Raw genomic sequence first — 24921 nt, 5'->3', positions numbered from 1 at the left:
ATGCGTACCGAAAAATGCCATGATTAAATACCCGTTACGTGTGAACTTGTGTACTAGTTAACTGGTTCAGGCGAAAAATGTCAATACCCTTTTTCAGTCACGGTCAAAATCGTTATCATGCCCGCCGGTTTATGCAGTTGCTGGAGTGACCTTGTCGGACATCGCCCGTTTTCCTCTTTATGATTTACACAGCCATACACAAGCATCTGATGGTTTACTGACACCCACTGCGCTGGTGCAGCGTGCCGTCGAGATGAAGGTTGGCGTGCTCGCGATTACCGATCACGACACGGTTGCCGGTGTGGCGGAAGCACAAGACGCCGTGCTGCAACACGATCTGCCCATTCGTGTCCTGGCGGGGTTAGAAGCATCGACGCTGTGGGAGAACCACGAAATTCATATTGTGGGTTTGAACATCGATTGCCAGCACCCGGTACTCAGCGAATTTCTTACCCAACAGCATCAATGCCGTGTGGATCGCGCGCTGCAGATTGCTGAGCGGCTGGAGCGGGCGCGTATCCCTGATGCGCTGGCCGGCGCACAGCGTCTGGCACAGGGCGGGGTGATTACCCGGGGCCATTTTGCGCGTTACCTGGTTGAGATCGGCAAAGCGAACAATATGGCGCAGGTGTTTAAGAGTTATCTTGCGCGTGGGAAAACCGGCTACGTGCCACCGCAATGGTGTACAATTAAACAAGCTATTGATGCCATTCATCATTCTGGCGGCGTTGCCGTACTCGCACATCCAGGTCGTTATGGCTTGTCTGCCAAATGGCTAAAAAGGCTGATTGCCCATTTCGCAGAAGCGGGTGGGGATGCAATGGAAGTCGCGCAGTGTCAGCAGGCACCCAACGAACGCACCCAGCTCGCGACATATGCGCGCGATAATAAGCTGGCGGCATCGCAGGGGTCAGATTTTCACTTACCTTGTCCGTGGATAGAACTGGGGCGCAAATTGTGGTTGCCGGGTGGTGTTGAACCCATTTGGGAACGCTTTCCTGAGCTGGCGCCCGCAGTGGCTGTTGCTGACAGGTGATATGAGGTTTTTATGAGTCAACTTTTTCACATTCATCCCGACAATCCGCAGCCACGCTTGATTAATCAGGCGGTTGATTATCTGAATAAAGGGTCCGTTATCGTCTATCCCACTGATTCGGGTTACGCGTTAGGTTGCCGACTGGAAGAGAAGAATGCCATGGAGCGTATCTGCCGCATTCGTCAGTTGGACGGTAATCACAACTTTACTTTGATGTGTCGTGATCTGTCTGAGTTGTCGACCTATTCGCAGGTGGATAACACCGCGTTTCGTATTCTGAAAAACAATACGCCAGGTAACTACACCTTCATTCTCAAAGCGACCAAAGAAGTGCCACGTCGTTTGATGAATGATAAACGCAAAACCATTGGTCTTCGCGTGCCGTCCAATCCGGTAGCCTTGGCGCTGCTGGAGCGTCTGAATGAGCCGATGATGTCGACTTCACTGATGTTGCCAGGCAATGACTTTACCGAATCCGACCCTGAAGAGATTCAGTACAGCATCGGTAAGCTGGTGGATCTGATTATTGATGGCGGTACCCTGGGGCAACAGCCAACCACTGTTATCGATCTCACCAGCGATTCACCGATCGTGGTGCGTGAAGGGGTAGGCGATACGCGTCCGTTCCTTTAATCACGCGTGGTCAGGCGCCGATAAGGTCGTCTGGCCAATATTTTGTTCCAGCCAATGTCTGAAATCGCCGTACGGAATATACAGTGACACATCTTTCAGGATCACTTTCTTACTACGCACATTGGATATTTCATGGCTATAACCCACAATCACACCACCAATAGTCTGGTCAGCATTATATACTGCGCCGCCTGACATTCCCTGCACTACTCCAGCATTTGATGCCATTGCCATGCACGGTTTTTTATTCCATTTATTGGTGATAGCGGTGCGCGCTAAATTAACGCCGCTCGATTCCACCGGCATGGCAGAAATAAAGCTGTAACCGTACATCTTAATGGGCTCGCCCACTTTGCTTGTGCGGAATTTCGCCAGCGTTTCAGGGCTATTTTTGTGGTAGATAATAGCAACATCACAATAGGGATGATAAGCCTTCACACGCTGGACAGCCGTGGTGGCCACGTGTGCAGCCGTCAGACTGTATTCTGGTGTCAGTGGAATGGTGGTACCGAGGATACCCAAACCCAGTACCGTCGGGATGCCCGTCACGCTCATATCAACGTGTGCAAGCGCCGCACGACTGTACTCAGTGTGGCCCACGGAACAACCGCTCAGTGCCAGCGCGGCGAGCGCAGGCCAAAGCAGGGAGGTTCTCATGTTGTATTGCCTTCATTTCATGCATGTCAGTAAAATCCCTGGTGAAGACTTTCGACATGCAAATTAAATTCATTCCGTGAATGAATTAACGCATCGTTTCCGCGTGCGCCAGTTTATATTATCAACGAAACAACACTATGCTCGTTAATGGCTTGTTAGGTAATCGAGTGTAAATAGTAAAAATTACGTTTTTATTAATACGGCACACTGGATTTCAGAGTTAAATTTTACACACATTTCTCATCAGAACAATTCATCATATTTAATCTGAATCAAATAATGCGAAAATACAGACTTAATCCAACCTGCAGAGCCAATTAACTAACAATTTAAATTTACTGGCATGATGAGCCTTATTTATCCCGGTTAAATGGAGTTTTATCCTGTTTTGCGATTTGGCTTTAGATTTTATGTTTGAGATTATCCTTAAGCGCGGTGCGCAATGCTACCCATGTAGCCTTGAAAAGCGCTAATGTATCACGGAGCTAAAGTGGAAATAATCACCAGGTTGAAGATGAGTCGGGCAAAGAGTAAAAATTCAATAAGTTGGCTCAGAGCGCAGCAGCGATTTTCTGGTCTATCTATCAGGGACGTAAATATATCCATCATTGGCCCTGATCGTTCGACGCAGCCTTTGGCCTTTATTATCGGCAGCAAAGTAAAAGGTGTTAACGAAACTTGCGTTAGTGTAGAATCGCGGGCCGCCTGAGATTGCAGCAGCAATGCGCAGCGGTAAAAGATTCTGATATGGGAATTGGTAATCCCTGTATCCTACCTCTTCTTACCACGACGCCTGGGAAGGCGACAACGAGGCAGCTCCATGAGCGAGAAACTACAGAAAGTATTAGCGCGCGCCGGTCACGGTTCGCGCCGCGAAATCGAAACCATGATTTCGGCCGGACGCGTCAGCGTCGATGGCAAACTGGCGACGCTGGGCGATCGCATCGAAAGTGATAAATCCTTGAAGATTCGTATCGATGGCCATCTGGTTTCGATTGCTGAATCTGCGACGGAAGTGTGCCGCGTGTTGGCGTACTACAAACCAGAAGGTGAGTTGTGCACCCGTAATGACCCGGAAGGCCGTCCAACGGTGTTTGACCGCTTGCCGCGTCTGCTGGGTTCACGCTGGATTGCTGTCGGCCGTCTGGATGTTAACACTTGCGGTCTGATGTTATTCACCACCGACGGTGAGTTGGCGAATCGCCTGATGCACCCAAGCCATGAAGTCGAGCGCGAATATGCTGTGCGCGTATTCGGCGAAGTGGATGACGATAAAATTCGCCAGTTAAGTAAAGGTGTGCAACTGGAAGATGGTCCTGCATCGTTCAAAACCATTAAGTTTGCGGGCGGCGAAGGCATTAACCAGTGGTACAACGTCACGCTGACTGAAGGTCGCAACCGTGAAGTGCGTCGTTTGTGGGAAGCGGTAGGTGTCCAGGTGAGCCGTCTGATGCGTGTACGCTACGGTGACATTCAGTTGCCTAAAGGTTTACCACGTGGCGGCTGGATGGAGATGGAACTGTCGGCAGTTAACTATTTGCGCACGCTGGTGCAAATGCCGGAAGAAACTGTCACCAAAGTGGCGGTGGAAAAAGATCGCCGTCGCACCAAAGCCAACCAGATCCGTCGTGCGGTGAAACGCCACAGCAATGTGAGCGGTAACCCGCGTCGTGGTGGCAGCAGCAGCAGTCGTACCAGCGGCAACAAAAAACGCGGTGCCTGATGCAATAGTGACGCCGCGCTTTGCGGCGTCACTGCTTTACCAGTCAATTCCTTGCTGTGCCTGAATTCCCGCATCAAAAGCATGTTTCACCGGACGCATCTCCGTCACTGTATCGGCCATTTCCAGCAATGTGCGATGGCAGCCGCGACCCGTGATGATCACGCTTTGCTGCGCCGGACGCTGGCTTAATGCCACCACCAACTCCTCCAGATCCAGATAATCCATACTGACCATGTAGGTGATTTCATCGAGAATCACTAAGTCGAGTTGTGGATCCGCCAGTATGCGCCGCGCCTGCTGCCACACCTGCTGACAGGCCAGGGTGTCGGTTTCACGGTTTTGCGTATCCCAGGTAAAGCCGGTGGACATCACCTGAAACTCAACCCCATGTTGTTCCAGCAGATTACGCTCGCCGTTCGGCCACTCACCCTTGATAAACTGAACTGCAGCAACCGTCTTACCATGTCCACAGGCACGCAGGGCGGTACCAAAAGCGGCGGTGGTTTTGCCTTTCCCATTGCCGGTGAACACCATCAAAATGCCGCGTGTTTCCGTTGCGGCAGCAATACGGGCATCCACCTGCTCTTTTAAACGCTGTTGTCGTTGCTGGTGACGATCGCTCATGCGCTGGCCGGTCCCGGTTTGCGTCCTGGTTGCGCATCAAAACTGATACCGGTTTTGCGGCGACTGTCATCTCCCATCAAGTAGAGATAGAGAGGCATCAAATCGGCAGGGGTTTTCAGCAGGTTGGCGTTCTCATCCGGGAAAGCGCTGGCACGCATTTTGGTACGTGTTCCGCCTGGATTGATGCAGTTAACCCGCAGATGGCGATTTTTATACTCATCGGCCAATACTTGCATCATGCCTTCGGTGGCAAATTTTGATACGGCATAAGCGCCCCAGCCTGAACGCCCGGTACGACCGACGCTTGATGTGGTGAACACCAGCGAGCCCGCATCGGATTTCAGCAGAAGTGGCAACAACGCTTGGGTGAGATAGAAGGTGGCATCAAGATTAATTTGCATCACTTCGCGCCAGACGGCGGGATTAAGCTCAGCCAGCGGGATGATTTCGCCAAGGATGCCAGCATTGTGCAGCACACCATCCAGCCGCGGTACCAAATCAGCCACTTGTTGCGCCAGTTGGTGACAGCTTTCAGGTGTAGCCACTGACAGATCGAGCAGTAGTGAAGAGGCTTGTTGCTTGTTCAGCTGGTTAATCGCCTGTTCCGTTTGCTGCAGCGTCTCGGCATTGCGGCCCAGCAAAATAACGCGTGCGCCGTAGCGCGCATAGGTGAGGGCAGCTTCACGGCCAATGCCGTCTGAAGCGCCGGTCACCAGGATAATACGATTTTCCAGCAGATCGCTTTTCGGTTGATAATGCACAGCGATGTCCTTAGGCAGGTGAGGGTTTGGGGCTTTATGCCTCAATTTTCCGCAAGGTGCAATCGCTGAACCTCGCAATCTGTGCCGCCTGCGGGCATTTCAGGCGACGAATGCCTGCAAAGCGGGTACACTCAGCCACTGTTTGTAATTCACTGTTTAATAAGGCGGCAGAATGGATTTACTCTCCAGCTATGGATTATTTCTGGCCAAGGCCGTCACCGTGGTGGTGGCGATCGCAGCTATTGTTCTGATTGTGCTCAATGCCGCGCTGCGTAAACGTCACAGCGGCGGGCAGCTGCGTTTAACTCATCTCGATGACGAATACCGTGAGATGAAAGAAGATCTGCAGTTAGCGAAGATGAAGCCGCAGGCACAAAAAGTATGGCTCAAACAGCATAAAAAAGAAGAAAAACTCAAAGCCAAGTCTGAGAAACGTAACGCGAAAGCCGGTGTAAGTGAAACCGCGAAACCCACGCTCTACGTGCTGGAATTTAAAGGCAGTATGGATGCGGGTGAAGTCAGCTCATTACGCGAAGAGATCTCCGCTGTGTTAGCCGTTGCGCAACCCGGTGATGAAGTATTACTTCGTCTGGAAAGCCCGGGTGGTGTGGTGCACGGTTACGGCCTGGCGGCTTCTCAGTTACAGCGCCTGCGTGATGCCGGTCTGCATCTCACCGCCGTGGTGGATAAAGTGGCTGCCAGCGGCGGCTATATGATGGCCTGCGTCGCCGATCGCATTGTGGCTGCGCCTTTCTCTATTATTGGTTCCATTGGCGTGGTCGCGCAGATTCCTAACTTCAACCGTCTGCTGAAACGCAATGATATTGATGTGGAACTGCACACCGCAGGACAGTACAAACGCACGTTGACCCTGTTTGGCGAAAATACCGATGAGGGTCGTGAGAAGTTTCAGGAAGACCTCAATGAAACCCATCAGCTGTTCAAAGACTTTGTGCAGCAGATGCGTCCGTCACTGGAGCTGGAGAAAGTGGCAACGGGTGAACACTGGTACGGTCGTCAGGCGCTGGATTTAGGCTTGGTCGATGAGATCGGCACCAGCGATGCACTAATTATCAAACAGATGGATCGTTTTGCTGTGCTCGGGGTGCATTTTGCACGTAAGAAGAAAATGATGGACCGCTTCACTCATAGCGCCAGCATGGCGGCAGAGCGGTTAATTCTGAAAATTTGGCAGCGTGGCGATAAGCCGTTGTTATAAACCAGCCCGGCGGATGCCGGGCTTTTTTATGCCAGATGATATTGCGCGGAGAGCACCACCGCGAGGTGTTTAAAGACATTAAAAACTGCGGTGGTTTTGGCCGTGGGCAAGCCCTCGTCATCAAGAAAATAGGGGCCGCGAAACACTAAAACTTCACCTTGCTGAATCACGTCATTGGCTTCCATCCCCGCCAAATAATCGTCGTGCTGTTTGATCATTTGATTGGCAATTTCCAGTAACGCCTGGTGTGAAATAGATTCCGTTTCTGCTGACATTTTGCACTCCTTTTTTGACAGCGATTGTTCTCCTTCTATATTACTTGCGAGTTGGCATGTTCAGCAAATCAACAAAGGCAAGCAAAACTGGCGCAAAATTAAACAGAATGCTAATTAAGTTGCGTAACGGATTTTATCAGGTAGAGTGTGGGCGATTCAGCTTTCAGGGAGATCACACCCGGATGTGTGATACTGTCAGACGGAAAACTCGCTTCTAATCATAAAGTTGCATAAGTCGATGCAATCTGACCTGAGATTATCCCCGCTGCCTTGAAAAGTGAAAAGCTGGCAGCAATATTCAACCCGTTGGGTTTTGGGGCTTCGAATCCTCTCCCGTTATCAGGACGTTTCAATTTAGGTAAAGGTACATATGGGTAAGTCACTCGTCATCGTTGAGTCCCCGGCAAAGGCCAAAACAATCAATAAATACCTCGGCAATGACTACGTGGTGAAATCCAGCGTGGGTCATATCCGTGATTTGCCGACCAGTGGTTCAACTGCCCGTAAAAGTGCCGACGGGGAAAAAGCCAAAAGCGGTAAAAAGGTTAAGAAAGATGAGAAAGTCGCGCTGGTTAGCCGTATGGGTGTTGATCCCTGGAATGGCTGGGAAGCGGATTATCAAATCCTGCCAGGCAAAGAGAAAGTCGTTGCCGAGCTGAAAAATCTTGCTGCTGATGCCGACCACATCTATCTCGCAACGGACCTTGACCGCGAAGGGGAGGCCATTGCATGGCACCTGCGGGAAGTGATCGGTGGCGATGACACGCGTTTTAGCCGTGTGGTGTTTAACGAAATTACCAAGAATGCGATTCGTCAGGCGTTTGAGAAGCCGGGTGAACTGAATATTGAGCGCGTCAATGCGCAGCAAGCGCGCCGCTTTATGGACCGCGTCGTGGGTTATATGGTTTCTCCGCTGCTGTGGAAGAAGATCGCCCGTGGCCTCTCTGCCGGTCGTGTGCAGTCCGTTGCCGTGCGTTTGGTGGTGGAACGCGAGCATGAAATCAAAGCCTTTGTGCCGGAAGAGTACTGGGATATTGATGCTGATTTCACCACGCCGAAGGGTGATGATTTGGCCATGCAGGTCACGCATCAGGGTGACAAAGCCTTCCGTCCGGTTAACCGCGAGCAAACACAAGCCGCTGTCGCCATTTTGCAGAAAGCACGTTTTGAAGTGCTGGATCGTGAAGATAAACCGACCAGCAGTAAACCTTCTGCTCCCTTTATTACCTCAACGCTGCAACAGGCAGCGAGTACGCGCCTGGGCTTTGGCGTGAAAAAAACCATGATGATGGCACAGCGTCTCTACGAGGCCGGTCATATCACCTATATGCGTACCGACTCCACCAACCTGAGTCAGGATGCGGTGGCAATGGCCCGCGGTTACGTTGAGAAGAGCTTCGGTAAGAAATACCTGCCGGACTCACCGATTACCTACACCAATAAAGAGAACTCGCAGGAAGCGCACGAAGCGATTCGTCCTTCTGATGTCAACATCGCTGCGGAACAGTTAAAAGATATGGAAGCTGATGCGCAGAAGCTCTATCAGCTTATCTGGCGTCAGTTTGTCGCCTGCCAGATGGTGCCTGCCCAGTATGATTCCACCACGCTGACCGTAGGCGCGGCAGACTTCAAACTGAAGGCCAAAGGCCGTACGCTGCGCTTTGATGGCTGGACGAAAGTGATGCCTGCTCTGCGTAAGAACGATGACGATCTGACGCTGCCGCCAGTCAACGTCGGCGATATGCTTGATCTCAAAGAGCTGATGCCAAGCCAGCACTTCACCAAGCCGCCAGCCCGTTTCAGTGAAGCGTCCCTTGTGCGCGAGCTGGAAAAACGCGGTATCGGACGTCCGTCGACCTACGCATCAATTATCTCGACTATTCAGGACCGTGGTTACGTGCGTGTAGAGAACCGCCGCTTCTACGCTGAAAAAATGGGCGAGATTGTGACTGACCGTCTGGAAGAGAACTTCCGTGAGTTGATGAATTATGACTTCACCGCACGCATGGAAAACAGCCTTGACCAGGTCGCCAACAACGAAGCGCAGTGGAAGGCGGTGCTGGATTCGTTCTTTAGCGATTTTAGCCAGCAGTTAGGACAGGCCGAGAAAGAACCGGAAGAGGGCGGCATGCAGCCGAACCAGATGGTACTGACCTCGATTGACTGTCCGACTTGTAGCCGTCAAATGGGCATTCGCACCGCCAGCACCGGCGTATTCCTGGGCTGTTCCGGGTATGCTTTGCCGCCGAAAGAGCGCTGCAAACAAACCATCAACCTGATTCCGGAAAACGAAGTGCTTAACGTGCTGGAAGGCGATGATGCCGAAACCAATGCGTTGCGTGCGCGTCGTCGTTGCCAGAAATGTGGCACGGCGATGGACAGTTACCTGATCGATAATCAACGTAAATTGCATGTCTGTGGTAACAACCCAGAGTGTGATGGCTACGAAATCGAGCAGGGCGAATTCCGCATCAAAGGTTATGATGGCCCGATCGTTGAATGCGAAAAATGTGGTTCTGAAATGCACCTGAAAATGGGGCGTTTTGGTAAGTACATGGCGTGTACCAACGACGAATGTAAAAACACCCGTAAGATTCTGCGTAATGGCGACGTTGCGCCGCCAAAAGAAGATCCGGTTCCGTTACCAGAATTGGCATGTGAGAAATCAGATGCCTATTTCGTTCTGCGTGACGGTGCGGCAGGGGTATTCCTGGCGGCTAACACATTCCCTAAATCACGTGAGACTCGTGCGCCACTGGTGGAAGAGCTGCAGCGTTTTGCTGACCGTTTACCTGAAAAGCTGAAGTACCTTGCAGAGGCGCCGGCCGCCGACCCGGAAGGCAATAAAACCCTGGTGCGGTTCAGCCGTAAAACCAAACAGCAGTATGTCTCCTCGGAAAAAGAAGGTAAGGCAACGGGCTGGTCGATGTTCTATATCGATGGTAAGTGGCAGGAAGCGAAGAAGTAAATCCCCTCAAGGCCAGCATCTGCTGGCCTTTTCACCATCCTTATAGCTAATCGTTCTACATTCCTTCTTTAACTGATATAGTAGTTATAGCTTTTTTCGTTTCGCTGACTCGCTTTCCCTCGCCATACCTTCATTAGGGCGGAAACACGCCTGCTGGGATTGCCCCTCTGTCGCTACCGGGAAGATATAACTATGAAATTGCAGCAGTTGCGCTACATCGTCGAAGTGGTCAATCACAATCTAAATGTCTCATCGACCGCCGAAGGGCTTTACACCTCACAACCCGGCATCAGTAAGCAGGTTCGTATGCTTGAAGATGAACTCGGTGTACAGATATTTGCGCGCAGTGGCAAACACCTGACCCAAGTGACGCCAGCCGGTGAAGAGATCATCCGTATCGCGCGGGAAGTGTTGTCCAAAGTGGATGCGATTAAGTCGGTAGCGGGGGAGCATACCTGGCCTGACAAAGGTTCTCTGTATGTGGCCACCACGCATACACAAGCACGCTATGCGCTGCCTGGCGTGATTAAAGGCTTTATCGAGCGCTATCCTCGTGTTTCGCTGCATATGCATCAGGGATCGCCTACACAAATTGCAGAAGCCGTTTCGAAAGGCAATGCAGACTTTGCTATAGCCACGGAAGCACTGCATCTCTATGACGATCTCATTATGCTGCCATGCTATCACTGGAACCGGGCAATTGTGGTCACGCCGGACCATCCACTGGCGGGCAAATCTAACGTCACTATTGAAGAGTTGGCTGACTTCCCGCTCGTCACTTACACCTTTGGCTTTACCGGCCGCTCTGAGCTGGACACGGCGTTTAATCGCGCAGGATTAACACCGCGAATTGTGTTTACGGCAACCGATGCAGACGTGATTAAGACCTACGTGCGCTTAGGGCTTGGCGTGGGCGTGATTGCCAGCATGGCGGTGGACCCGGTTTCAGATCCTGATTTAGTGCGGATAGAAGCTTCAGAGATATTTACCAATAGCACAACCAAAATTGGCTTTAGACGCAGCACCTTCCTGCGTAGCTATATGTATGATTTTATTCAACGTTTTGCACCTCATCTGACACGAGATGTGGTGGATGCAGCGGTAGCATTACGCTCCAATGAGGACATCGAAGCGATGTTCCGCGATATCAAGTTACCTTTCAAATAGTTCCTTAAGTCATTATTTTGCCAAGGTGTCTTGCTGGCACCTTGCAAATCCCGCCTCCGTTAGCGCCACAAGAATCTCAAAAAATTTCATTATTTTTTTGTAAATGAAACATAGGTCACATGTTTTTTCATTGTTAGTTCTTAAATGCGAATCAGTACACAATTTTTACGTTGCTACTTTGCGGACCGCCAGGAATATTCCCATACTCCAGTTAAGAGCTGATGAGGAAGGGCTTTTTCAGCGGCTCTTTAAATAAGACTCTAATTTAGATTGGATCTAAATTAGTTTTAACTCAAATTTACAATGTGATGTTTTAATTAATATTTAGCTTCGTGATTAAGTTTATCTCATCTATTTTTTGAGTTTTGATAAATAGCATTAATCGTTGTGCTCAATAAAAATAACTGGATTTTCGGTCTTAACAAGTTTAGGATTCGTCCTAAATCTTAATCGTTGTCAACAATCGTTTTATTGAGAGTGATTATCAAAAACTATGAATACTAGATTAACTGTACAGCCGGACTTCCGGACCAAAAGCACCAAAGTTGAGCGCACTGGCAACACCCGTCGCAAAGCTTGGTTGACTGTCTTCGCTGCTTCAGCACTGTTCTGGGTAGTGGTGGCTTTAATGATTTGGCGTATGTGGGGTTAAGCCATGTGGGCAAATACACTCAGCCGTAAGTCTCCGGTTTCTGCGCGTCAGCCGAACACGTCAGCGTGCAAAGCGAAAGAAGTCAAGAGCGCTGAACAACCATCGGCGATTCCTGCGTCGTGGGAACTGAGTGAGAAACAGCGTAGCTTTATCGAATCTTTCATGGATCCGAAGTCGAAATAACGCAGTCTGCGTTCTGTTCTTTATATAGATGTTCGTCCCTCATTTTACCGGATTATCCGGTGGGCATTTTAAAAGCCCGTCTCTTTAACACTCAGCATTAAAAAAAACGGTGTCATCAGTACAACGCTGAAGACGGTGGACTTTTTTTGCCCGGAATCCGGGAGGGAGTGACTCAATGAATACAACAACTTTTTCATGGTTTAGCGTTTATGCCTTTTCATTTGCATTTTGGGCAGCTGCCGTGTGGGCAATGATGTAATTCAATAACTCAAATTATTCGTCCTGTTATTCATGCCCTGACAATCGTCGGGGCATTTTTCTTTGTGCATTTATGTGTCATTTCGTGTTGTTATCAAATCGTTAACGACAATGTGGTCTATCTTTAACCTAAACCTTGCGGTTATTGAGGTTTAAAGAAAGGTCCATTAAAGGAGGAGTTATGTCGTTAACCTTACGCGAGCACAGCCAGGATACGCTGGACGTTCGGGCAGAAAAATATGATTACTACAGCCTGCCAAAAGCCGCCCAGCAACTGGGCAATATTGATCGCTTACCCAAATCGATGAAAGTCCTGCTGGAAAACCTGCTGCGCTGGCAGGATGGCGATTCTGTTACTGCGGAAGATATTCAGGCGCTGGTGGACTGGCAGAAAGATGCTCATGCCGACCGTGAGATTGCCTATCGCCCTGCACGCGTGCTGATGCAGGACTTTACCGGTGTACCTGCGGTGGTTGATTTAGCCGCCATGCGAGAAGCCGTTAAGCGTCTTGGCGGCGATGTTGCCAAAGTGAACCCGCTTTCCCCAGTCGATCTTGTCATTGACCATTCTGTTACGGTTGACCACTTCGGCGACGATGAAGCCTTCGATGAGAATGTGCGCCTCGAAATGGAGCGTAACCACGAGCGCTACGTGTTTCTACGTTGGGGACAAAAAGCGTTCAACCGTTTCCGCGTGGTGCCGCCCGGCACTGGGATTTGCCATCAGGTCAATCTGGAGTATCTGGGCAAATCGGTCTGGCATGAAACCCAGGACGGCAAAGAAGTGGCCTACCCCGATACGCTGGTAGGTACCGATTCCCATACCACGATGATCAACGCGCTTGGTGTGCTTGGTTGGGGCGTGGGCGGTATCGAAGCAGAAGCCGCTATGTTAGGCCAACCGGTATCCATGCTTATCCCCGATGTTGTCGGCTTCAAACTGACCGGAAAACTTCGCCCGGGCATAACCGCCACTGACCTGGTATTGACCGTCACGCAGATGCTGCGCAAACACGGCGTGGTGGGGAAATTTGTTGAGTTTTACGGTGATGGATTAGCTGATTTGCCGCTCGCCGACCGCGCGACCATTGCCAATATGGCGCCAGAATATGGTGCAACCTGTGGTTTCTTCCCGATTGATGAAGTCACCCTGAGTTATATGGCGCTCACCGGTCGTGAGCCTGAACAGGTGGCATTGGTCGAGGCGTATGCGAAACAGCAGGGCATGTGGCGTCACCCTGGTGATGAACCGGTATTCACCAGCACGCTGGCGCTGGATATGGCCGAAGTGGAATCGAGCCTCGCCGGACCTAAACGCCCACAAGATCGTGTATCGCTGGGTGATGTTCCCGCCGCATTCGACGCCAGCAATGAACTGGAAGTGAATCATGCGCAGAAAGCGCACAAGACGGTCAGCTATCGCGACAGTGAAACCGGCGAAAGTTATCAACTTGATGACGGCGCGGTGGTGATTTCTGCGATTACGTCCTGTACCAATACCTCCAATCCCAGCGTATTAATGGCTGCAGGCCTTTTAGCGAAAAACGCCGTTGAGCGTGGCTTAATGCGCAAACCCTGGGTTAAGGCCTCACTGGCTCCAGGCTCAAAAGTGGTGTCAGATTATCTCGCCGTGGCGCAGCTCACGCCGTATCTGGACGAACTGGGCTTCAACCTGGTGGGATATGGCTGTACTACCTGCATCGGTAACTCTGGTCCGTTACCGGATGAAATTGAAAGTGCCATCAAAGAAGGGGATCTGACGGTCGGTGCAGTGTTGTCGGGTAACCGCAATTTTGAGGGACGTATTCATCCACTGGTGAAAACCAACTGGCTGGCCTCTCCACCGCTGGTGGTTGCCTATGCGCTGGCCGGTAACATGAAACTGAATCTGCAGCGTGATCCCATTGGTCAGGATCATCAGGGCAAAGACGTATTCCTCAAGGATATCTGGCCCTCTCCGGAGGAAATTGCCGCTGCGGTGCAGAAAGTGACCAGTGACATGTTCCACAAGGAGTACGCGGAAGTGTTTGATGGCACGCCAGAGTGGCAACAGATTAAAGTCAGTGAAGCCGCGACTTATGACTGGGATGAAGGGTCCACCTATATTCGTCTGTCACCGTTCTTTGATGATATGGAGGAAACGCCGAAACCGGTTCAGGATATCAAGGGGGCGCGTATTCTGGCGATGCTGGGTGATTCAGTCACCACTGACCACATTTCCCCGGCGGGGAGTATCAAAGCGGAAAGTCCCGCAGGGCGCTATTTGTTGTCGCATGGGGTAGAGCGTACCGACTTTAATTCCTACGGTTCACGTCGTGGTAACCATGAAGTGATGATGCGCGGTACGTTCGCCAATATCCGTATTCGCAATGAAATGGTGCCTGGCGTTGAAGGGGGCTATACCAAACACTTCCCGAGCAATGAGCAACTGGCTATCTATGATGCGGCGATGAAGTATCAGGAAGAGGGCGTGCCCTTGGCGGTCATCGCCGGGAAAGAATACGGATCCGGCTCAAGTCGTGACTGGGCCGCGAAAGGGCCTCGTTTACAAGGTGTTCGCGTGGTTATCTCCGAATCGTTTGAACGTATACATCGCTCTAACCTGATTGGTATGGGCATTCTGCCGCTGGAGTTTCCGGCAGGGGTGACGCGCAAAACCTTGGGGTTGACCGGTGAGGAGTTTATTGATGTGGCCGACCTTGCCCAGCTTAAACCTGGTTGTACGGTGAAAGTGACGCTGACGCGTGCCGATGGCACCAAGGAAACCCTCGAAACACGCTGCCGAATCGATACCGGTAATGAACTGACTTATTACCAAAACGATGGCATTTTGCACTACGTGATTCGTAACATGCTTAACTAAAAGAAAGCCGGGATATTTCCCGGCTTTTCCTTTTTGCTTTAAGACTTAGGCAGCAAATGCCCCATTTTTTCCGCTTTGGTATCCAGATAGTGCGCGTTCTTAGGGTTACGCCCTACCACCAGAGGCACGCGCTCAACAATGTTGATGCCCGCTTCGCTGAGGATTTCGACTTTACGCGGGTTATTGGTCAGCAGACGGACCTCATTCACGCCAAGAAGTTTGAACATATCCGCACACAGCGTGAAATCACGCTCATCCGCTGCAAAGCCCAGTTGATGGTTAGCTTCCACTGTATCGTAGCCTTTATCCTGCAGGGCATAGGCGCGAATTTTGTTCAGCAAACCAATGTTACGACCTTCCTGGCGGTGATATAACAGCACACCACGACCTTCTTCAGCGATGGCGTTCAGCGCGGCTTCAAGCTGAAAACCGCAGTCGCAGCGCAGGCTGAACAGCGCATCGCCAGTCAGACACTCAGAGTGGACGCGCGCCAGCACCGGATTGTGATCGCTAACATCACCGTAAACCAGCGCGACATGATCCTGGCCGGTTGCCAGTTCTTCAAAACCAACCATCAGGAAATCTCCCCATGGCGTGGGCAGTTTGGCTTCTGCTACCCGTTTAAGCTGCATGTGACTCTCCAGAACCTTCAGAGGATGCGCTATCATCATGATAACGCACGGGCCCGATTGGCCCGACAAAACTGACAATATTGTGCCACAACATGAACTTTAGCCGTTAATCAGTCAGAGTGATTGTAGTGATAAAGCACAATTATCCAAGCTGCAACGGGTATGTTATTCTTTTTCAGCTAAAGTTATGCACGGCCTGCTAAATCAGGCGGATCGAAAAGGAACAGGATGTTAAAAATCGCTCAACGAACCACCCTTGGAATGTTGCTGTTATTGATCATGCCGCTTGGCGTCTGGCTATCCGGCTGGCAGTGGCAGCCCGGTGAAAGTGGGCTGTTTTTGCGCGTATTATTTTGGGTAACAGAAACGGTTACGAGCCCGTGGGGCACGCTGACCAGTCTCATCCTCAGTGCCTGGGCATTATGGTGCCTGCGCTTTCGGCTTAAACCCGCCATCCTGTTAATACTGATCATGAATGGTGCCATTCTTGCCGGTCAGTACACGAAATCCTTTATCAAGGAACAGGTGCAGGAGCCGCGCCCCTATGTGGTGTGGCTGGAAAAAAGCCACGGCATTTATGAAGCAGAATTTTACCAGCTCAATCGACAGGGCCGCAGCCAGATGGTTTCGAACTTGTTGGCAAATGACACCCAATTGCCGCAATGGCTAAAGCAGCACTGGGCGTTTGAAACCGGGTTTGCGTTTCCCTCTGGACACACCATGTTTGCCGCCAGCTGGTCGTTGCTGGTGATTGGCTTGCTGTGGCCACGTCGTCACAGAGTCACAGTGGTGGTGGTGTTTGCCTGGGCAACCCTGGTGATGGGCAGCCGTTTGCTGTTGGGGATGCACTGGCCGCGCGATCTTGTGGTGGCCACTATCATCTCTTGGTTGTTGGTGACACTGGCCACCTGGCTGGCACAGCGCTTCTGTGGACCACTCACGTTACCGCGCGAAGAGCAGCAAGAGATCGCGCAACGTGATGATGTATTGTAATTTCTGATCGCGCCCCCATATGATCGATCAACCTTACAGAAAATGCGCTAACTGATGCGCGGATAAGCAGCATCGGCGGCGCTTTTTTGGCATACTTCTAACGGATAACCTCTCGACAGGACGCAATGTGAAATATTTGCTGATTTTTCTCGTGGTATTGGTCATTTTTATCATCTCCGTCACCCTCGGAGCGCACAATGATCAAATCGTCACCTTTAATTATCTGCTGGCGCAGGGCGAATTCCGCATCTCCACTTTACTGGCTTGCCTGTTTGGCGCTGGATTCTTGCTCGGATGGGCTATTTGCGGTCTTTTCTGGTTACGGATTCGTGTGTCTCTGGCCAATGCGCAGCGCAAGCTGAAACGTATGCAGGCACAGAACGAACAATCAACGGCTGTGACAACCTCTTCTACTGCTGGTCGTCGGGATTAAGTTTCGATGCTTGAATTGCTGTTTTTGCTTCTTCCTGTTGCTGCGGCGTATGGCTGGTACATGGGCCGCCGCAGTGCCCATCAGGATAAGCAACAGGAAGCTAACCGCCTGTCGCGTGAATACGTTGCTGGCGTCAACTTCCTGCTATCTAACCAACAGGACAAAGCCGTAGACCTCTTTCTGGATATGTTAAAAGAGGATAGCGGTACCGTCGAAGCACACCTGACGCTCGGTAACCTGTTCCGCTCACGCGGAGAAGTTGACCGCGCAATTCGCATTCACCAGTCGTTAATGGAAAGCGCATCACTCAGCTATGAACAACGTTTATTAGCGATTCAGCAACTGGGCCGTGATTACATGGCGGCAGGGCTGTACGACCGCGCTGAAGACATGTTCGGTCAGCTGATTGATGAAACGGATTTCCGTATCGGTGCGTTGCAACAGTTGTTGCTGATTCATCAGGCCACCAGTGACTGGCAGAAAGCGATTGAAGTCGCCGAAAGACTGGTGAAGCTCGGCAAAGATAAGCAGAAGGGCGAAATCGCCCACTTTTACTGTGAGCTTGCACTCCAGGCGATGAGCAGCGATGACCTTGATCGCGCCATGAACTTGCTGAAGAAGGGTGAATCCGCCGATCATCAAAGTGCCCGCGTTTCCATCATGATGGGGCGCATCTTTATGGAAAAGGGCGAATATGCAAAAGCCGTAGTGCATCTGGAACGCGTGCTGGAGCAGGATAAGGAATTGGTGAGCGAAACCTTACCGATGCTGGAGACCTGCTACCAACGTCTGAATCAGCCAGAAGGCTGGGCACATTTTCTGCAACGCTGTGTTGAAGAGAATACCGGCGCCGCTGCGGAGCTATATGCAGCGGATATCCTGGAACAGCAGCAGGGCCCGGAAGCGGCACAGCTATATATCAATCGCCAGTTGCAACGCCATCCCACCATGCGTGTGTTCCATCGTTTGATGGACTTCCACCTGCATGAAGCAGAGGACGGGCGTGCTAAAGAGAGCCTGATGGTGCTGCGCGACATGGTAGGTGAGCAAATTCGTACTAAGCCGCGCTATCGCTGCCAGAAGTGCGGCTTCACCGCGCATGCGCTTTACTGGCACTGCCCATCATGCCGTGCGTGGTCTTCGGTGAAACCGATCCGCGGGCTCGACGGCCAGTAATGGCCGCGCTTTATTGACTTGTTTAAGCGCAATGTAGTTACAACATACTGTAAGCTCAAGACTGCCAATTACAACTTAGACATTGTGCCCATTTCCGTTAATCAACGTCTAATCTTCGCCGTGCGATTGTCCTGTCCGGTGTGCGCGGGTAGAATGCTTGCCGTTTGTCCATCGCGCCTGCGGGTGCCCGCTTCTGAGGAAACGTTATGCCTGTTACCCCTTCACCGATTCTGGTGGCACTCGACTATCATGATCTCAACAGTGCACTGCAATTTGTTGACCGCATCGACCCGAGCCAGTGCCGTTTGAAAGTGGGCAAAGAGATGTTCACGCTGTTTGGTCCTTCGCTGGTCAAAACATTGCAGGAACGTGGATTCGACGTTTTTCTCGACTTAAAGTTTCATGACATCCCGAATACTACGGCGCATGCCGTGGCAGCCGCAGCCGATCTCGGGGTATGGATGGTGAACGTCCACGCCAGCGGTGGGGCGCGCATGATGAATGCCGCACGCGAGGCCTTGGTGCCATTTGGTAAAGATGCGCCGTTACTGATTGCCGTCACCGTACTAACGAGCATGGATGCAGAGGATCTTAAAGGGCTCGGCATTACGCTTTCACCGGCAGAACAGGCAGAGCGACTGGCGCGTTTGACCCGCGATTGCGGCCTGCATGGTGTGGTCTGCTCCGCGCAGGAAGCTGCACACTTCAAGCAAGTGATTGGCCAGGATTTCGCGCTGGTAACGCCGGGTATTCGTCCTGAAGGCAGCGATGCGGGCGATCAACGACGTATCATGACGCCGCAACAGGCGAAGCAGGCGGGTGTGGATTATATGGTGATTGGACGTCCGATCACCCAATCCAACGATCCCGCCGCCACACTGCACGCGATCCTGCAAAGTTTACAGGAGGCCTAATGGCTGACGATAACCGCCTGGTTTACTCCACGGAAACCGGGAGAATCACGACAGAAGAAGCAAAGGCACCGCGTCCCAAAGGGGATGGTATCGTGCGTATTCAGCGCCAGACCAGCGGCCGCAAGGGTAAAGGCGTGTGCCTGATCACCGGTATCGATCTCGCCGATGACGCCTTGAACAAACTGGCCGCAGAGTTGAAGAAAAAATGCGGCTGTGGCGGTGCGTTAAAAGATGGCGTGATCGAGATTCAAGGGGATAAACGTGATTTGCTCAAAACCCTGCTCGAAGCCAAAGGCATGAAAGTCAAATTAGCCGGCGGCTAAGATAAGAGCGGGCCACATTGGATGTGGCCCGTGATTAAGTAGATGCGCTGCGTAGCCTGAAGCATTCTTTTTATTTAGAAACCTGATGGCCGATGATGCCGCCCACGGCTGCGCCACCTACGGTTCCTAATGCACTGCCGTTGGTCAGTACCGAACCACCAATGGCGCCAGCACCAGCACCAATCGCGGTGTTACGGTCGCGTTTAGACCAATTTGAACAACCGCTCAATCCGATGACCAACGTGGTCGCCAGTATAGCTGCGGTGAAACGTTTCATTGTTATTGTCATGACTTTCTCCTTTGTTGTTTGCACAGAGGCAACCTCATAAGTATAGATGTTGCGCAACAAAGCACTTCATCCTGCAGTGTCAAATGGTCTTAATCCTGGAGCCCTGAGCCACACTTTTGTCTGCTCAGCGACTTTCCGCTGCTTTTACAGCGATCCGCTCCATAACATTTTCTCTGGTCGATCAGCACAATTTAGCGATTACCGTTCGCAGGAGAAAAATCATGCTGGAATCCCTCAAGCAGCAGGTGCTGGAAGCCAATCTCGATTTACCACGTTATAACCTCGTCACCTTTACCTGGGGCAACGTCAGCGCGGTAGACCGCGAGCGAGGGCTACTGGTGATCAAGCCATCGGGCGTGAAGTACGAAAACATGAAGCAAGAGGATATGGTTGTTATCGACTTAGAGAGCGGAAAAGTGGTGGAAGGGGCACTGCGTCCCTCATCCGATACTGCCACCCATCGTGCACTCTATCTTGCCTGGCCACAGATTGGGGGGATTGTTCATACCCATTCGCGGCATGCCACCATCTGGGCTCAGGCTGGGCGCGATATCATTGCGCTGGGCACTACCCATGCAGATGACTTTTACGGCACCATTCCCTGTACGCGTGCGATGAAGCGTGAGGAGATTCAGCAAGAGTATGAGTGGAACACCGGGCAAGTGATCATTGAGACATTTGCGCAGCGTCGTATCCAGCCTCAGGATGTCCCTGCCGCGTTGATCAATTCACACGGTCCTTTTGCGTGGGGTAAAGACGCGCATGCGGCGGTGCACAGTGCGGTCGTGCTAGAAGAAGTCGCCTATATGGCGATGCACACAGAGCGATTACGTGAGGAAATCTCGCCCATATCGCAAAACTTGCTAGACCTGCACTATTTGCGTAAGCACGGTAAAAACGCATGGTACGGGCAGGAGTAACCTTCATTACCTCTTTAAGGCGCCTGTGGGCGCCTTAATTTTTTCCCTGCTTAAACTGGTATGGCGATGCGCGTCATAAAATAAAATGATCATTCATTAAAAATAAACAACGTTTCATAAATAGAATTGCGATCACTTTTTTCTCCCTGGCCAAAGGTTATGTTGCCTGCCATGCCATCCGGCAAATCATAACGCACCTCCTTCTGGCTCAGTTAAGGTGACACAATTATGCATATCAAACGTGCAATCGATAAAATACCAGGCGGCATGATGCTGATTCCGCTGTTTCTGGGCGCACTTTGCCACACGTTTTCCCCTGGCGCAGGTAAGTATTTGGGATCTTTTTCCAACGGATTAATGACCGGCACGGTACCGATTTTGGCGGTGTGGTTCTTCTGTATGGGTGCGTCAATCAAACTCAGTGCCACCGGCACAGTACTGCGCAAATCAGGCACTCTTGTGTTGACTAAAATCGCGGTGGCGTGGGTCGTGGCTGCGATTGCTTCGCGTGTTATGCCTGAAAACGGGGTCGAAGTCGGTATGTTTGCCGGATTGTCGACGCTGGCGCTGGTCGCAGCGATGGATATGACCAACGGTGGGTTGTATGCCTCTATCATGCAGCAATACGGTTCAAAGGAGGAGGCGGGGGCCTTTGTGCTGATGTCACTGGAATCGGGCCCGTTGATGACCATGGTGATTCTGGGCACAGCGGGAATCGCATCCTTTGAGCCTCATGTCTTCGTCGGCGCGGTATTGCCCTTCCTGGTGGGCTTTGCACTGGGTAATCTCGACCCAGAATTACGCGAGTTCTTTGGCAAAGCCGTACACACACTGATTCCCTTCTTTGCCTTTGCGCTAGGCAACACTATTGATTTGGCGGTCATCGCGCAAACCGGCCTGCTCGGCGTGTTACTGGGCGTTGCGGTTATCATTGTGACGGGCATCCCGCTGATTCTGGCTGACCGACTCATTGGCGGGGGCGATGGTACGGCGGGCATTGCGGCGTCTAGTACCGCAGGCGCAGCGGTGGCAACTCCGGTACTCATCGCCGAGATGCTACCGCAGTTTAAACCGGTCGCGCCAGCTGCCACTGCACTGGTGGCCACATCGGTTATCGTGACTTCTGTATTAGTGCCGATCATCACCGCCGTCTATTCACGACGCGTTAAGCAATCTCATGTTGCCGTCGGGCAGCGTGCCGCCATCAAGTAAGCATACTAATCTTTCCCCGGCCCCTCGGTCGGGGATATCTCTGGATTTTACTTTATAAATCAATCTCTCATTTGGTCTGGCCTCACTCTGGATTACGCTGATGTGGCGTTTAACGCATCACATAACTAGAGGATGAGACTATGACAGTAATTAACCAACCAACTTGCAGATTGTTTACCGAAGTCGGACAAACCACCCAGCTGGCGGCCTACTATGAAGAGGGGCGACACACCATGTGGATGATGCTGCGTGCGCAACCGCGCCCCAGTTTCAACCACGAATTAATTGAGGAGATCATGAACCTGAGCTATGCCGCCCAGCGTTCTGGCCTGCCAATTGATTTCTGGGTAACGGGCTCATTAGTGCCACAGATGTTCAATGCCGGGGGAGATTTGCGTTTCTTTGTGGAGTGCATTCGTAATAACCGTCGTGAAGCGCTCAGGGCTTATGCACGTGCCTGTGTGGATTGCATCCATTCAGCCGCGCGTGGGTTTGATACGGGCGCGGTGACGCTGGCGATGATCGAAGGCAGCGCGTTAGGTGGTGGTTTTGAAGCCGCACTGGCGCATCACTTCATTCTGGCGCAAAACAGCGCAAGAATGGGCTTCCCAGAGATTGCTTTCAACCTGTTCCCGGGCATGGGCGGATATTCATTAGTGGCGCGTCGTTCTGGCATGAAGCTGGCCGAAGAGCTGATATGTGAAGGGGAATCGCACAGTGCAGAGTGGTACGAAACGCGAGGTCTGGTGGATAAAGTGTTCCAGCCAGGCGACGCATACCGCACTACGCGCACCTTTATCGATACCTTACGTCCGAAACTCAATGGTGTACGTGCGATGCTGAAAGCGCGTCAGCGCGTGCTGCAACTCTCGCGAGCGGAGTTAATGGATATCACGGAAGATTGGGTGGATTATGCTTTTACACTGGAGCCAAAAGACATTGCTTACATGGAACGACTGGTACAGCTACAGAACCGTCATAGCGCATCCCTGCGCAAAGCCGGATAACCAAGACCAGCGTTAAACGCGGGCAGGATGCTTAGCCAGCCAATGCCCGAGCTGTTCTGCGGGCATTGGTTTTGCATAATAATAGCCCTGACGTCCATCGACACCGTTGGTTAACACGAACTTTTCTTCGGCTTTAGTTTCAATACCTTCAGCGATCACCTGCAGCTCAAGGGCTTTAGCCACAGCAACAATGGCGCGTACCAGTGACTGTGCAACCGGCTGTTTATTGATGTTCCGCACAAAGCTTTGATCAAGCTTAATCGCATCAATGGGTACGCGAGCCAGCTGAGATAGCGAGGAGTAACCAGTACCAAAATCATCGAGATGAACCTGAGCACCAAGCTCCTGAAACTGTTTCATCAACGACAGCGCGCCCGCTTCGTTTTCGATCAGGCAGCTTTCGGTCAACTCGATATCAATCGGACAATCGCTGAGGCCCGCCTCACTCAAAGCCTGCTTCAAATCGCTGTAAATACTTTGATCAATCAGCTGTTTAGCTGAAACATTGACTGCTACTCTTAAGTAGATGCCTTCACTGCGCCATTGAATGATTTGTTGCAACACGTTAAGCATCACCCAGCGGCCAAGTGGGACAATCAGGCCGGACTCTTCGGCATAGGAGATGAAATCTCCAGGCGGCACCAAACCGCGTTCAGGCGAGTTCCAGCGCACCAGCGCTTCAGCGCTGCGCACTTCGCCATCGCGGTCCAGTTTAGGCTGGTAGTAAACCACCAAATGCTCCAGCTCCAGCGCTTTACGCAGGTTGGTATCAAGCCATAAATACTCGAAAACACGCTGGTTCATCTCGTTGGCAAACACGCAGAACTTGCCGCGACCATTCTCTTTCGCGTGATACATCGCGGTATCGGCGTTGCGAATCAGGCTTTCGCGATCTTCGCCATGCAAAGGGGCGAGGGCGATACCAATAGAGCAGCCGCTGTAGACCTCAATCAGGCCGACGCGGAACGGCTGGCGCAGGCGCTCAAGAATGCGCGATGCCATCGCTTCCAGTGCCGCCTGGCTGGTGTGTTCGGCCAGCACCACAAACTCATCACCGCCCAGGCGCGCGAGAGTCTGATCTTTGCCAAGGCAGCTCAGAATGGCTAACGACACGGCCTGCAGGAGCTGGTCGCCAAACATATGGCCGTAAGCGTCGTTAACCTTCTTAAAATTGTCTAAATCGAGGTAAACCACGCCGGTTTGACTGCCGTTAGCCAGTTCCAGTGCCAGACTAATCTGTTGATGGATGGCATTACGGTTCGGCAAACCGGTCACGGTATCAGTATTAGCGAGCACGCGCAGGCGTTCCTGGGCACGTCGCTCTTCTGTGATGTCTGTTCCAGAACAGATGAGGAAAATTTCATTTTTCCCGCTACCACTGTGAACGAACTTATTACGAAACAGAAACAGTCGTTGACCCTTTTTGGTTTTAATCCAGCGTTCTACTTCGTAAGAATTACCATCGCGGAAGAAGCCGGCGATGTTACGACGCGAAGCCTGTGCTTCCTGCTTAGTCATAAATAGCTGAAACACGTTGCGGCCGATCACTTCCTGCTCTTTCAGACCGGTATACTCTTCGCTTAAGCGGTTGAAACGCTGAATATTGCCGCGTTGATCAAGGATTACAATCACCGAGTTAGCTTCAGAAACGACCTGCTCAGCGAAAGATAAGCCCAGCGTTAAATCGCGGGCCACGGAAGAGGTGTCGCCCCAGGCGGAAGAGGTGCCAGCCCAGGTGGATTGATTCACTTTGCGACCCACAAAGTGCATCGGCACGGGCGATCCATGCAAAGAGAGTGTGAGGTTGATGCTGGAGGTGATAACCGTCATCGCACGTAACAGGCTGGCCTGTGCAGGCGTCAGGGCAATCGCCAGATTGGTGCGCGCGTTCTCGTCTTCGGCAAAATGCAGAGCATCGCTATCTGAAGTTAAACGCCAATGAGGGCTGGTTGTGCCAAACAAGGTGTATAGCAGCGTTTGCCCTTGTTCATCGGTCATGGAAA

General features: G+C 51.7%; 24 protein-coding genes. 17 read left to right on the top strand and 7 right to left on the bottom strand.

What is annotated here, in order from left to right; translation table 11 throughout:
• The first annotated feature begins 151 nt into the window (after window positions 1-151).
• Both rnm and PSSD_RS05970 read left to right on the top strand, forming a co-directional pair.
• Window positions 152-1036: an RNase RNM gene (rnm, locus tag PSSD_RS05975; protein WP_058969940.1), complete on the top strand. Its 885-nt coding sequence runs from the start codon at window positions 152-154 to the stop codon at window positions 1034-1036.
• Window positions 1037-1048: 12 nt separating this feature from the next.
• A complete protein-coding gene (locus tag PSSD_RS05970) occupies window positions 1049-1669 on the top strand; it encodes an L-threonylcarbamoyladenylate synthase (protein ID WP_039334662.1) in 621 nt (206 codons plus the stop codon).
• On the opposite strand, the gene PSSD_RS05965 is transcribed toward PSSD_RS05970, so the two are convergent.
• Window positions 1670-2326 (bottom strand): serine protease, encoded by a 657-nt coding sequence (locus tag PSSD_RS05965; protein WP_058969939.1) that lies wholly within the window; start codon window positions 2324-2326, stop codon window positions 1670-1672. It abuts the gene before it with no gap.
• 820 nt (window positions 2327-3146) lie between these two features.
• On the opposite strand from PSSD_RS05965, the gene rluB reads away from it, so the two are divergent.
• Window positions 3147-4049, top strand: a complete 903-nt coding sequence (gene rluB / locus PSSD_RS05960; RefSeq protein WP_039334668.1) for a 23S rRNA pseudouridine(2605) synthase RluB — start codon at window positions 3147-3149, stop codon at window positions 4047-4049.
• 36 nt (window positions 4050-4085) lie between these two features.
• Here the strand turns inward: rluB and cobO are convergent, their stop codons facing one another.
• Both cobO and PSSD_RS05950 read right to left on the bottom strand, forming a co-directional pair.
• Window positions 4086-4673: a cob(I)yrinic acid a,c-diamide adenosyltransferase gene (gene cobO, locus PSSD_RS05955; RefSeq protein ID WP_058969938.1), complete on the bottom strand. Its 588-nt coding sequence runs from the start codon at window positions 4671-4673 to the stop codon at window positions 4086-4088.
• On the bottom strand, window positions 4670-5434 hold the full coding sequence (locus PSSD_RS05950) for a YciK family oxidoreductase (protein WP_058969937.1): 765 nt from the start codon (window positions 5432-5434) through the stop codon (window positions 4670-4672). Before PSSD_RS05950 ends, cobO begins: the two co-directional genes overlap by 4 nt.
• 172 nt (window positions 5435-5606) lie before the next feature.
• Here PSSD_RS05950 and sohB point away from each other — a divergent pair, with 172 nt between their 5' ends.
• Entirely contained in the window at window positions 5607-6653 is a 1047-nt protein-coding gene (gene sohB / locus PSSD_RS05945; protein ID WP_058969936.1) for a protease SohB, read from the top strand.
• A 26-nt stretch (window positions 6654-6679) separates the two neighbouring features.
• Here the strand turns inward: sohB and PSSD_RS05940 are convergent, their stop codons facing one another.
• Window positions 6680-6928: a YciN family protein gene (locus tag PSSD_RS05940; protein WP_058969935.1), complete on the bottom strand. Its 249-nt coding sequence runs from the start codon at window positions 6926-6928 to the stop codon at window positions 6680-6682.
• 370 nt (window positions 6929-7298) lie between these two features.
• Here PSSD_RS05940 and topA point away from each other — a divergent pair, with 370 nt between their 5' ends.
• The 5 genes from topA to acnA all read left to right on the top strand — a co-directional run bounded on the left by topA (window position 7299) and on the right by acnA (window position 15019).
• Window positions 7299-9896, top strand: a complete 2598-nt coding sequence (gene topA, locus PSSD_RS05935) for a type I DNA topoisomerase (protein WP_058969934.1) — start codon at window positions 7299-7301, stop codon at window positions 9894-9896.
• A gap of 192 nt (window positions 9897-10088) precedes the next feature.
• The gene (gene cysB / locus PSSD_RS05930) at window positions 10089-11063 is read left to right on the top strand and encodes an HTH-type transcriptional regulator CysB (protein ID WP_034821485.1); all 975 of its coding nucleotides are present in this window, start codon (window positions 10089-10091) and stop codon (window positions 11061-11063) included.
• Window positions 11064-11556: 493 nt separating this feature from the next.
• Entirely contained in the window at window positions 11557-11715 is a 159-nt protein-coding gene (locus PSSD_RS26455; RefSeq protein ID WP_071885738.1) for a YmiA family putative membrane protein, read from the top strand.
• A 3-nt stretch (window positions 11716-11718) separates the two neighbouring features.
• Window positions 11719-11898, top strand: a complete 180-nt coding sequence (locus tag PSSD_RS26450; RefSeq protein WP_072214951.1) for a YciX family protein — start codon at window positions 11719-11721, stop codon at window positions 11896-11898.
• A 439-nt stretch (window positions 11899-12337) separates the two neighbouring features.
• Window positions 12338-15019 (top strand): aconitate hydratase AcnA, encoded by a 2682-nt coding sequence (acnA, locus tag PSSD_RS05925; RefSeq protein ID WP_058969933.1) that lies wholly within the window; start codon window positions 12338-12340, stop codon window positions 15017-15019.
• A gap of 38 nt (window positions 15020-15057) precedes the next feature.
• Here the strand turns inward: acnA and ribA are convergent, their stop codons facing one another.
• The gene (gene ribA, locus PSSD_RS05920) at window positions 15058-15651 is read right to left on the bottom strand and encodes a GTP cyclohydrolase II (RefSeq protein ID WP_039334688.1); all 594 of its coding nucleotides are present in this window, start codon (window positions 15649-15651) and stop codon (window positions 15058-15060) included.
• Between the two features lie 228 nt (window positions 15652-15879).
• Between ribA and pgpB the strand changes: the two genes are divergently transcribed.
• The 5 genes from pgpB to yciH all read left to right on the top strand — a co-directional run bounded on the left by pgpB (window position 15880) and on the right by yciH (window position 19490).
• A complete protein-coding gene (pgpB, locus tag PSSD_RS05915; RefSeq protein WP_058969932.1) occupies window positions 15880-16644 on the top strand; it encodes a phosphatidylglycerophosphatase B in 765 nt (254 codons plus the stop codon).
• 127 nt (window positions 16645-16771) lie between these two features.
• The gene (locus PSSD_RS05910) at window positions 16772-17077 is read left to right on the top strand and encodes a LapA family protein (RefSeq protein ID WP_058969931.1); all 306 of its coding nucleotides are present in this window, start codon (window positions 16772-16774) and stop codon (window positions 17075-17077) included.
• A 6-nt stretch (window positions 17078-17083) separates the two neighbouring features.
• The gene (gene lapB / locus PSSD_RS05905; protein ID WP_058969930.1) at window positions 17084-18253 is read left to right on the top strand and encodes a lipopolysaccharide assembly protein LapB; all 1170 of its coding nucleotides are present in this window, start codon (window positions 17084-17086) and stop codon (window positions 18251-18253) included.
• A 206-nt stretch (window positions 18254-18459) separates the two neighbouring features.
• A complete protein-coding gene (gene pyrF, locus PSSD_RS05900; RefSeq protein ID WP_039334704.1) occupies window positions 18460-19167 on the top strand; it encodes an orotidine-5'-phosphate decarboxylase in 708 nt (235 codons plus the stop codon).
• A complete protein-coding gene (yciH, locus tag PSSD_RS05895) occupies window positions 19167-19490 on the top strand; it encodes a stress response translation initiation inhibitor YciH (protein ID WP_058969929.1) in 324 nt (107 codons plus the stop codon). Before pyrF ends, yciH begins: the two co-directional genes overlap by 1 nt.
• Window positions 19491-19560: 70 nt before the next feature.
• Here yciH and osmB read toward each other — a convergent pair whose 3' ends face one another.
• Window positions 19561-19779, bottom strand: coding sequence for an osmotically-inducible lipoprotein OsmB (gene osmB, locus PSSD_RS05890; RefSeq protein ID WP_058969928.1), 219 nt, complete (start codon window positions 19777-19779; stop codon window positions 19561-19563).
• Between the two features lie 221 nt (window positions 19780-20000).
• Between osmB and araD the strand changes: the two genes are divergently transcribed.
• From araD to PSSD_RS05875, 3 genes are all read left to right on the top strand, one after another.
• Complete coding sequence (gene araD / locus PSSD_RS05885; RefSeq protein ID WP_039334718.1) at window positions 20001-20699, top strand: L-ribulose-5-phosphate 4-epimerase; 699 nt, start codon at window positions 20001-20003, stop codon at window positions 20697-20699.
• 228 nt (window positions 20700-20927) lie between these two features.
• Window positions 20928-21911, top strand: coding sequence for a 2-keto-3-deoxygluconate transporter (gene kdgT, locus PSSD_RS05880; RefSeq protein ID WP_039334721.1), 984 nt, complete (start codon window positions 20928-20930; stop codon window positions 21909-21911).
• Window positions 21912-22051: 140 nt separating this feature from the next.
• Window positions 22052-22918 carry a crotonase/enoyl-CoA hydratase family protein gene (locus PSSD_RS05875; RefSeq protein ID WP_034821448.1) on the top strand — a complete coding sequence of 289 codons (867 nt, stop codon included), beginning with the start codon at window positions 22052-22054 and terminating at the stop codon, window positions 22916-22918.
• A 12-nt stretch (window positions 22919-22930) separates the two neighbouring features.
• Here PSSD_RS05875 and pdeR read toward each other — a convergent pair whose 3' ends face one another.
• Window positions 22931-24916, bottom strand: coding sequence for a cyclic di-GMP phosphodiesterase (gene pdeR / locus PSSD_RS05870; RefSeq protein ID WP_058969927.1), 1986 nt, complete (start codon window positions 24914-24916; stop codon window positions 22931-22933).
• Window positions 24917-24921 lie beyond the last annotated feature (5 nt).

It is taken from the genome of Type-D symbiont of Plautia stali (assembly GCF_001485335.1).
Taxonomy (GTDB): Bacteria; Pseudomonadota; Gammaproteobacteria; order Enterobacterales; family Enterobacteriaceae; genus Pantoea; species Pantoea vagans_C.
Note: the sequence above shows the minus strand (reverse complement) of the source record. Positions and strands in the feature narration are given on the sequence as shown.

Excerpts from the sequence above, each read along its gene's own strand:
- osmB (WP_058969928.1), bottom strand. The coding sequence starts at position 19,779 with ATGACAATAACAATGAAACGTTTCACCGCAGCTATACTGGCGACCACG.
- lapB (WP_058969930.1), top strand. The coding sequence starts at position 17,084 with ATGCTTGAATTGCTGTTTTTGCTTCTTCCTGTTGCTGCGGCGTATGGC.
- kdgT (WP_039334721.1), top strand. The coding sequence starts at position 20,928 with ATGCATATCAAACGTGCAATCGATAAAATACCAGGCGGCATGATGCTG.
- PSSD_RS05940 (WP_058969935.1), bottom strand. The coding sequence starts at position 6,928 with ATGTCAGCAGAAACGGAATCTATTTCACACCAGGCGTTACTGGAAATT.
- araD (WP_039334718.1), top strand. The coding sequence starts at position 20,001 with ATGCTGGAATCCCTCAAGCAGCAGGTGCTGGAAGCCAATCTCGATTTA.
- ribA (WP_039334688.1), bottom strand. The coding sequence starts at position 15,651 with ATGCAGCTTAAACGGGTAGCAGAAGCCAAACTGCCCACGCCATGGGGA.
- pdeR (WP_058969927.1), bottom strand. The coding sequence starts at position 24,916 with ATGACCGATGAACAAGGGCAAACGCTGCTATACACCTTGTTTGGCACA.
- PSSD_RS05875 (WP_034821448.1), top strand. The coding sequence starts at position 22,052 with ATGACAGTAATTAACCAACCAACTTGCAGATTGTTTACCGAAGTCGGA.
- cobO (WP_058969938.1), bottom strand. The coding sequence starts at position 4,673 with ATGAGCGATCGTCACCAGCAACGACAACAGCGTTTAAAAGAGCAGGTG.
- yciH (WP_058969929.1), top strand. The coding sequence starts at position 19,167 with ATGGCTGACGATAACCGCCTGGTTTACTCCACGGAAACCGGGAGAATC.
- PSSD_RS26450 (WP_072214951.1), top strand. The coding sequence starts at position 11,719 with ATGTGGGCAAATACACTCAGCCGTAAGTCTCCGGTTTCTGCGCGTCAG.
- topA (WP_058969934.1), top strand. The coding sequence starts at position 7,299 with ATGGGTAAGTCACTCGTCATCGTTGAGTCCCCGGCAAAGGCCAAAACA.
- rluB (WP_039334668.1), top strand. The coding sequence starts at position 3,147 with ATGAGCGAGAAACTACAGAAAGTATTAGCGCGCGCCGGTCACGGTTCG.
- pgpB (WP_058969932.1), top strand. The coding sequence starts at position 15,880 with ATGTTAAAAATCGCTCAACGAACCACCCTTGGAATGTTGCTGTTATTG.
- PSSD_RS05965 (WP_058969939.1), bottom strand. The coding sequence starts at position 2,326 with ATGAGAACCTCCCTGCTTTGGCCTGCGCTCGCCGCGCTGGCACTGAGC.
- cysB (WP_034821485.1), top strand. The coding sequence starts at position 10,089 with ATGAAATTGCAGCAGTTGCGCTACATCGTCGAAGTGGTCAATCACAAT.
- sohB (WP_058969936.1), top strand. The coding sequence starts at position 5,607 with ATGGATTTACTCTCCAGCTATGGATTATTTCTGGCCAAGGCCGTCACC.
- pyrF (WP_039334704.1), top strand. The coding sequence starts at position 18,460 with ATGCCTGTTACCCCTTCACCGATTCTGGTGGCACTCGACTATCATGAT.
- PSSD_RS05970 (WP_039334662.1), top strand. The coding sequence starts at position 1,049 with ATGAGTCAACTTTTTCACATTCATCCCGACAATCCGCAGCCACGCTTG.
- acnA (WP_058969933.1), top strand. The coding sequence starts at position 12,338 with ATGTCGTTAACCTTACGCGAGCACAGCCAGGATACGCTGGACGTTCGG.
- PSSD_RS26455 (WP_071885738.1), top strand. The coding sequence starts at position 11,557 with ATGAATACTAGATTAACTGTACAGCCGGACTTCCGGACCAAAAGCACC.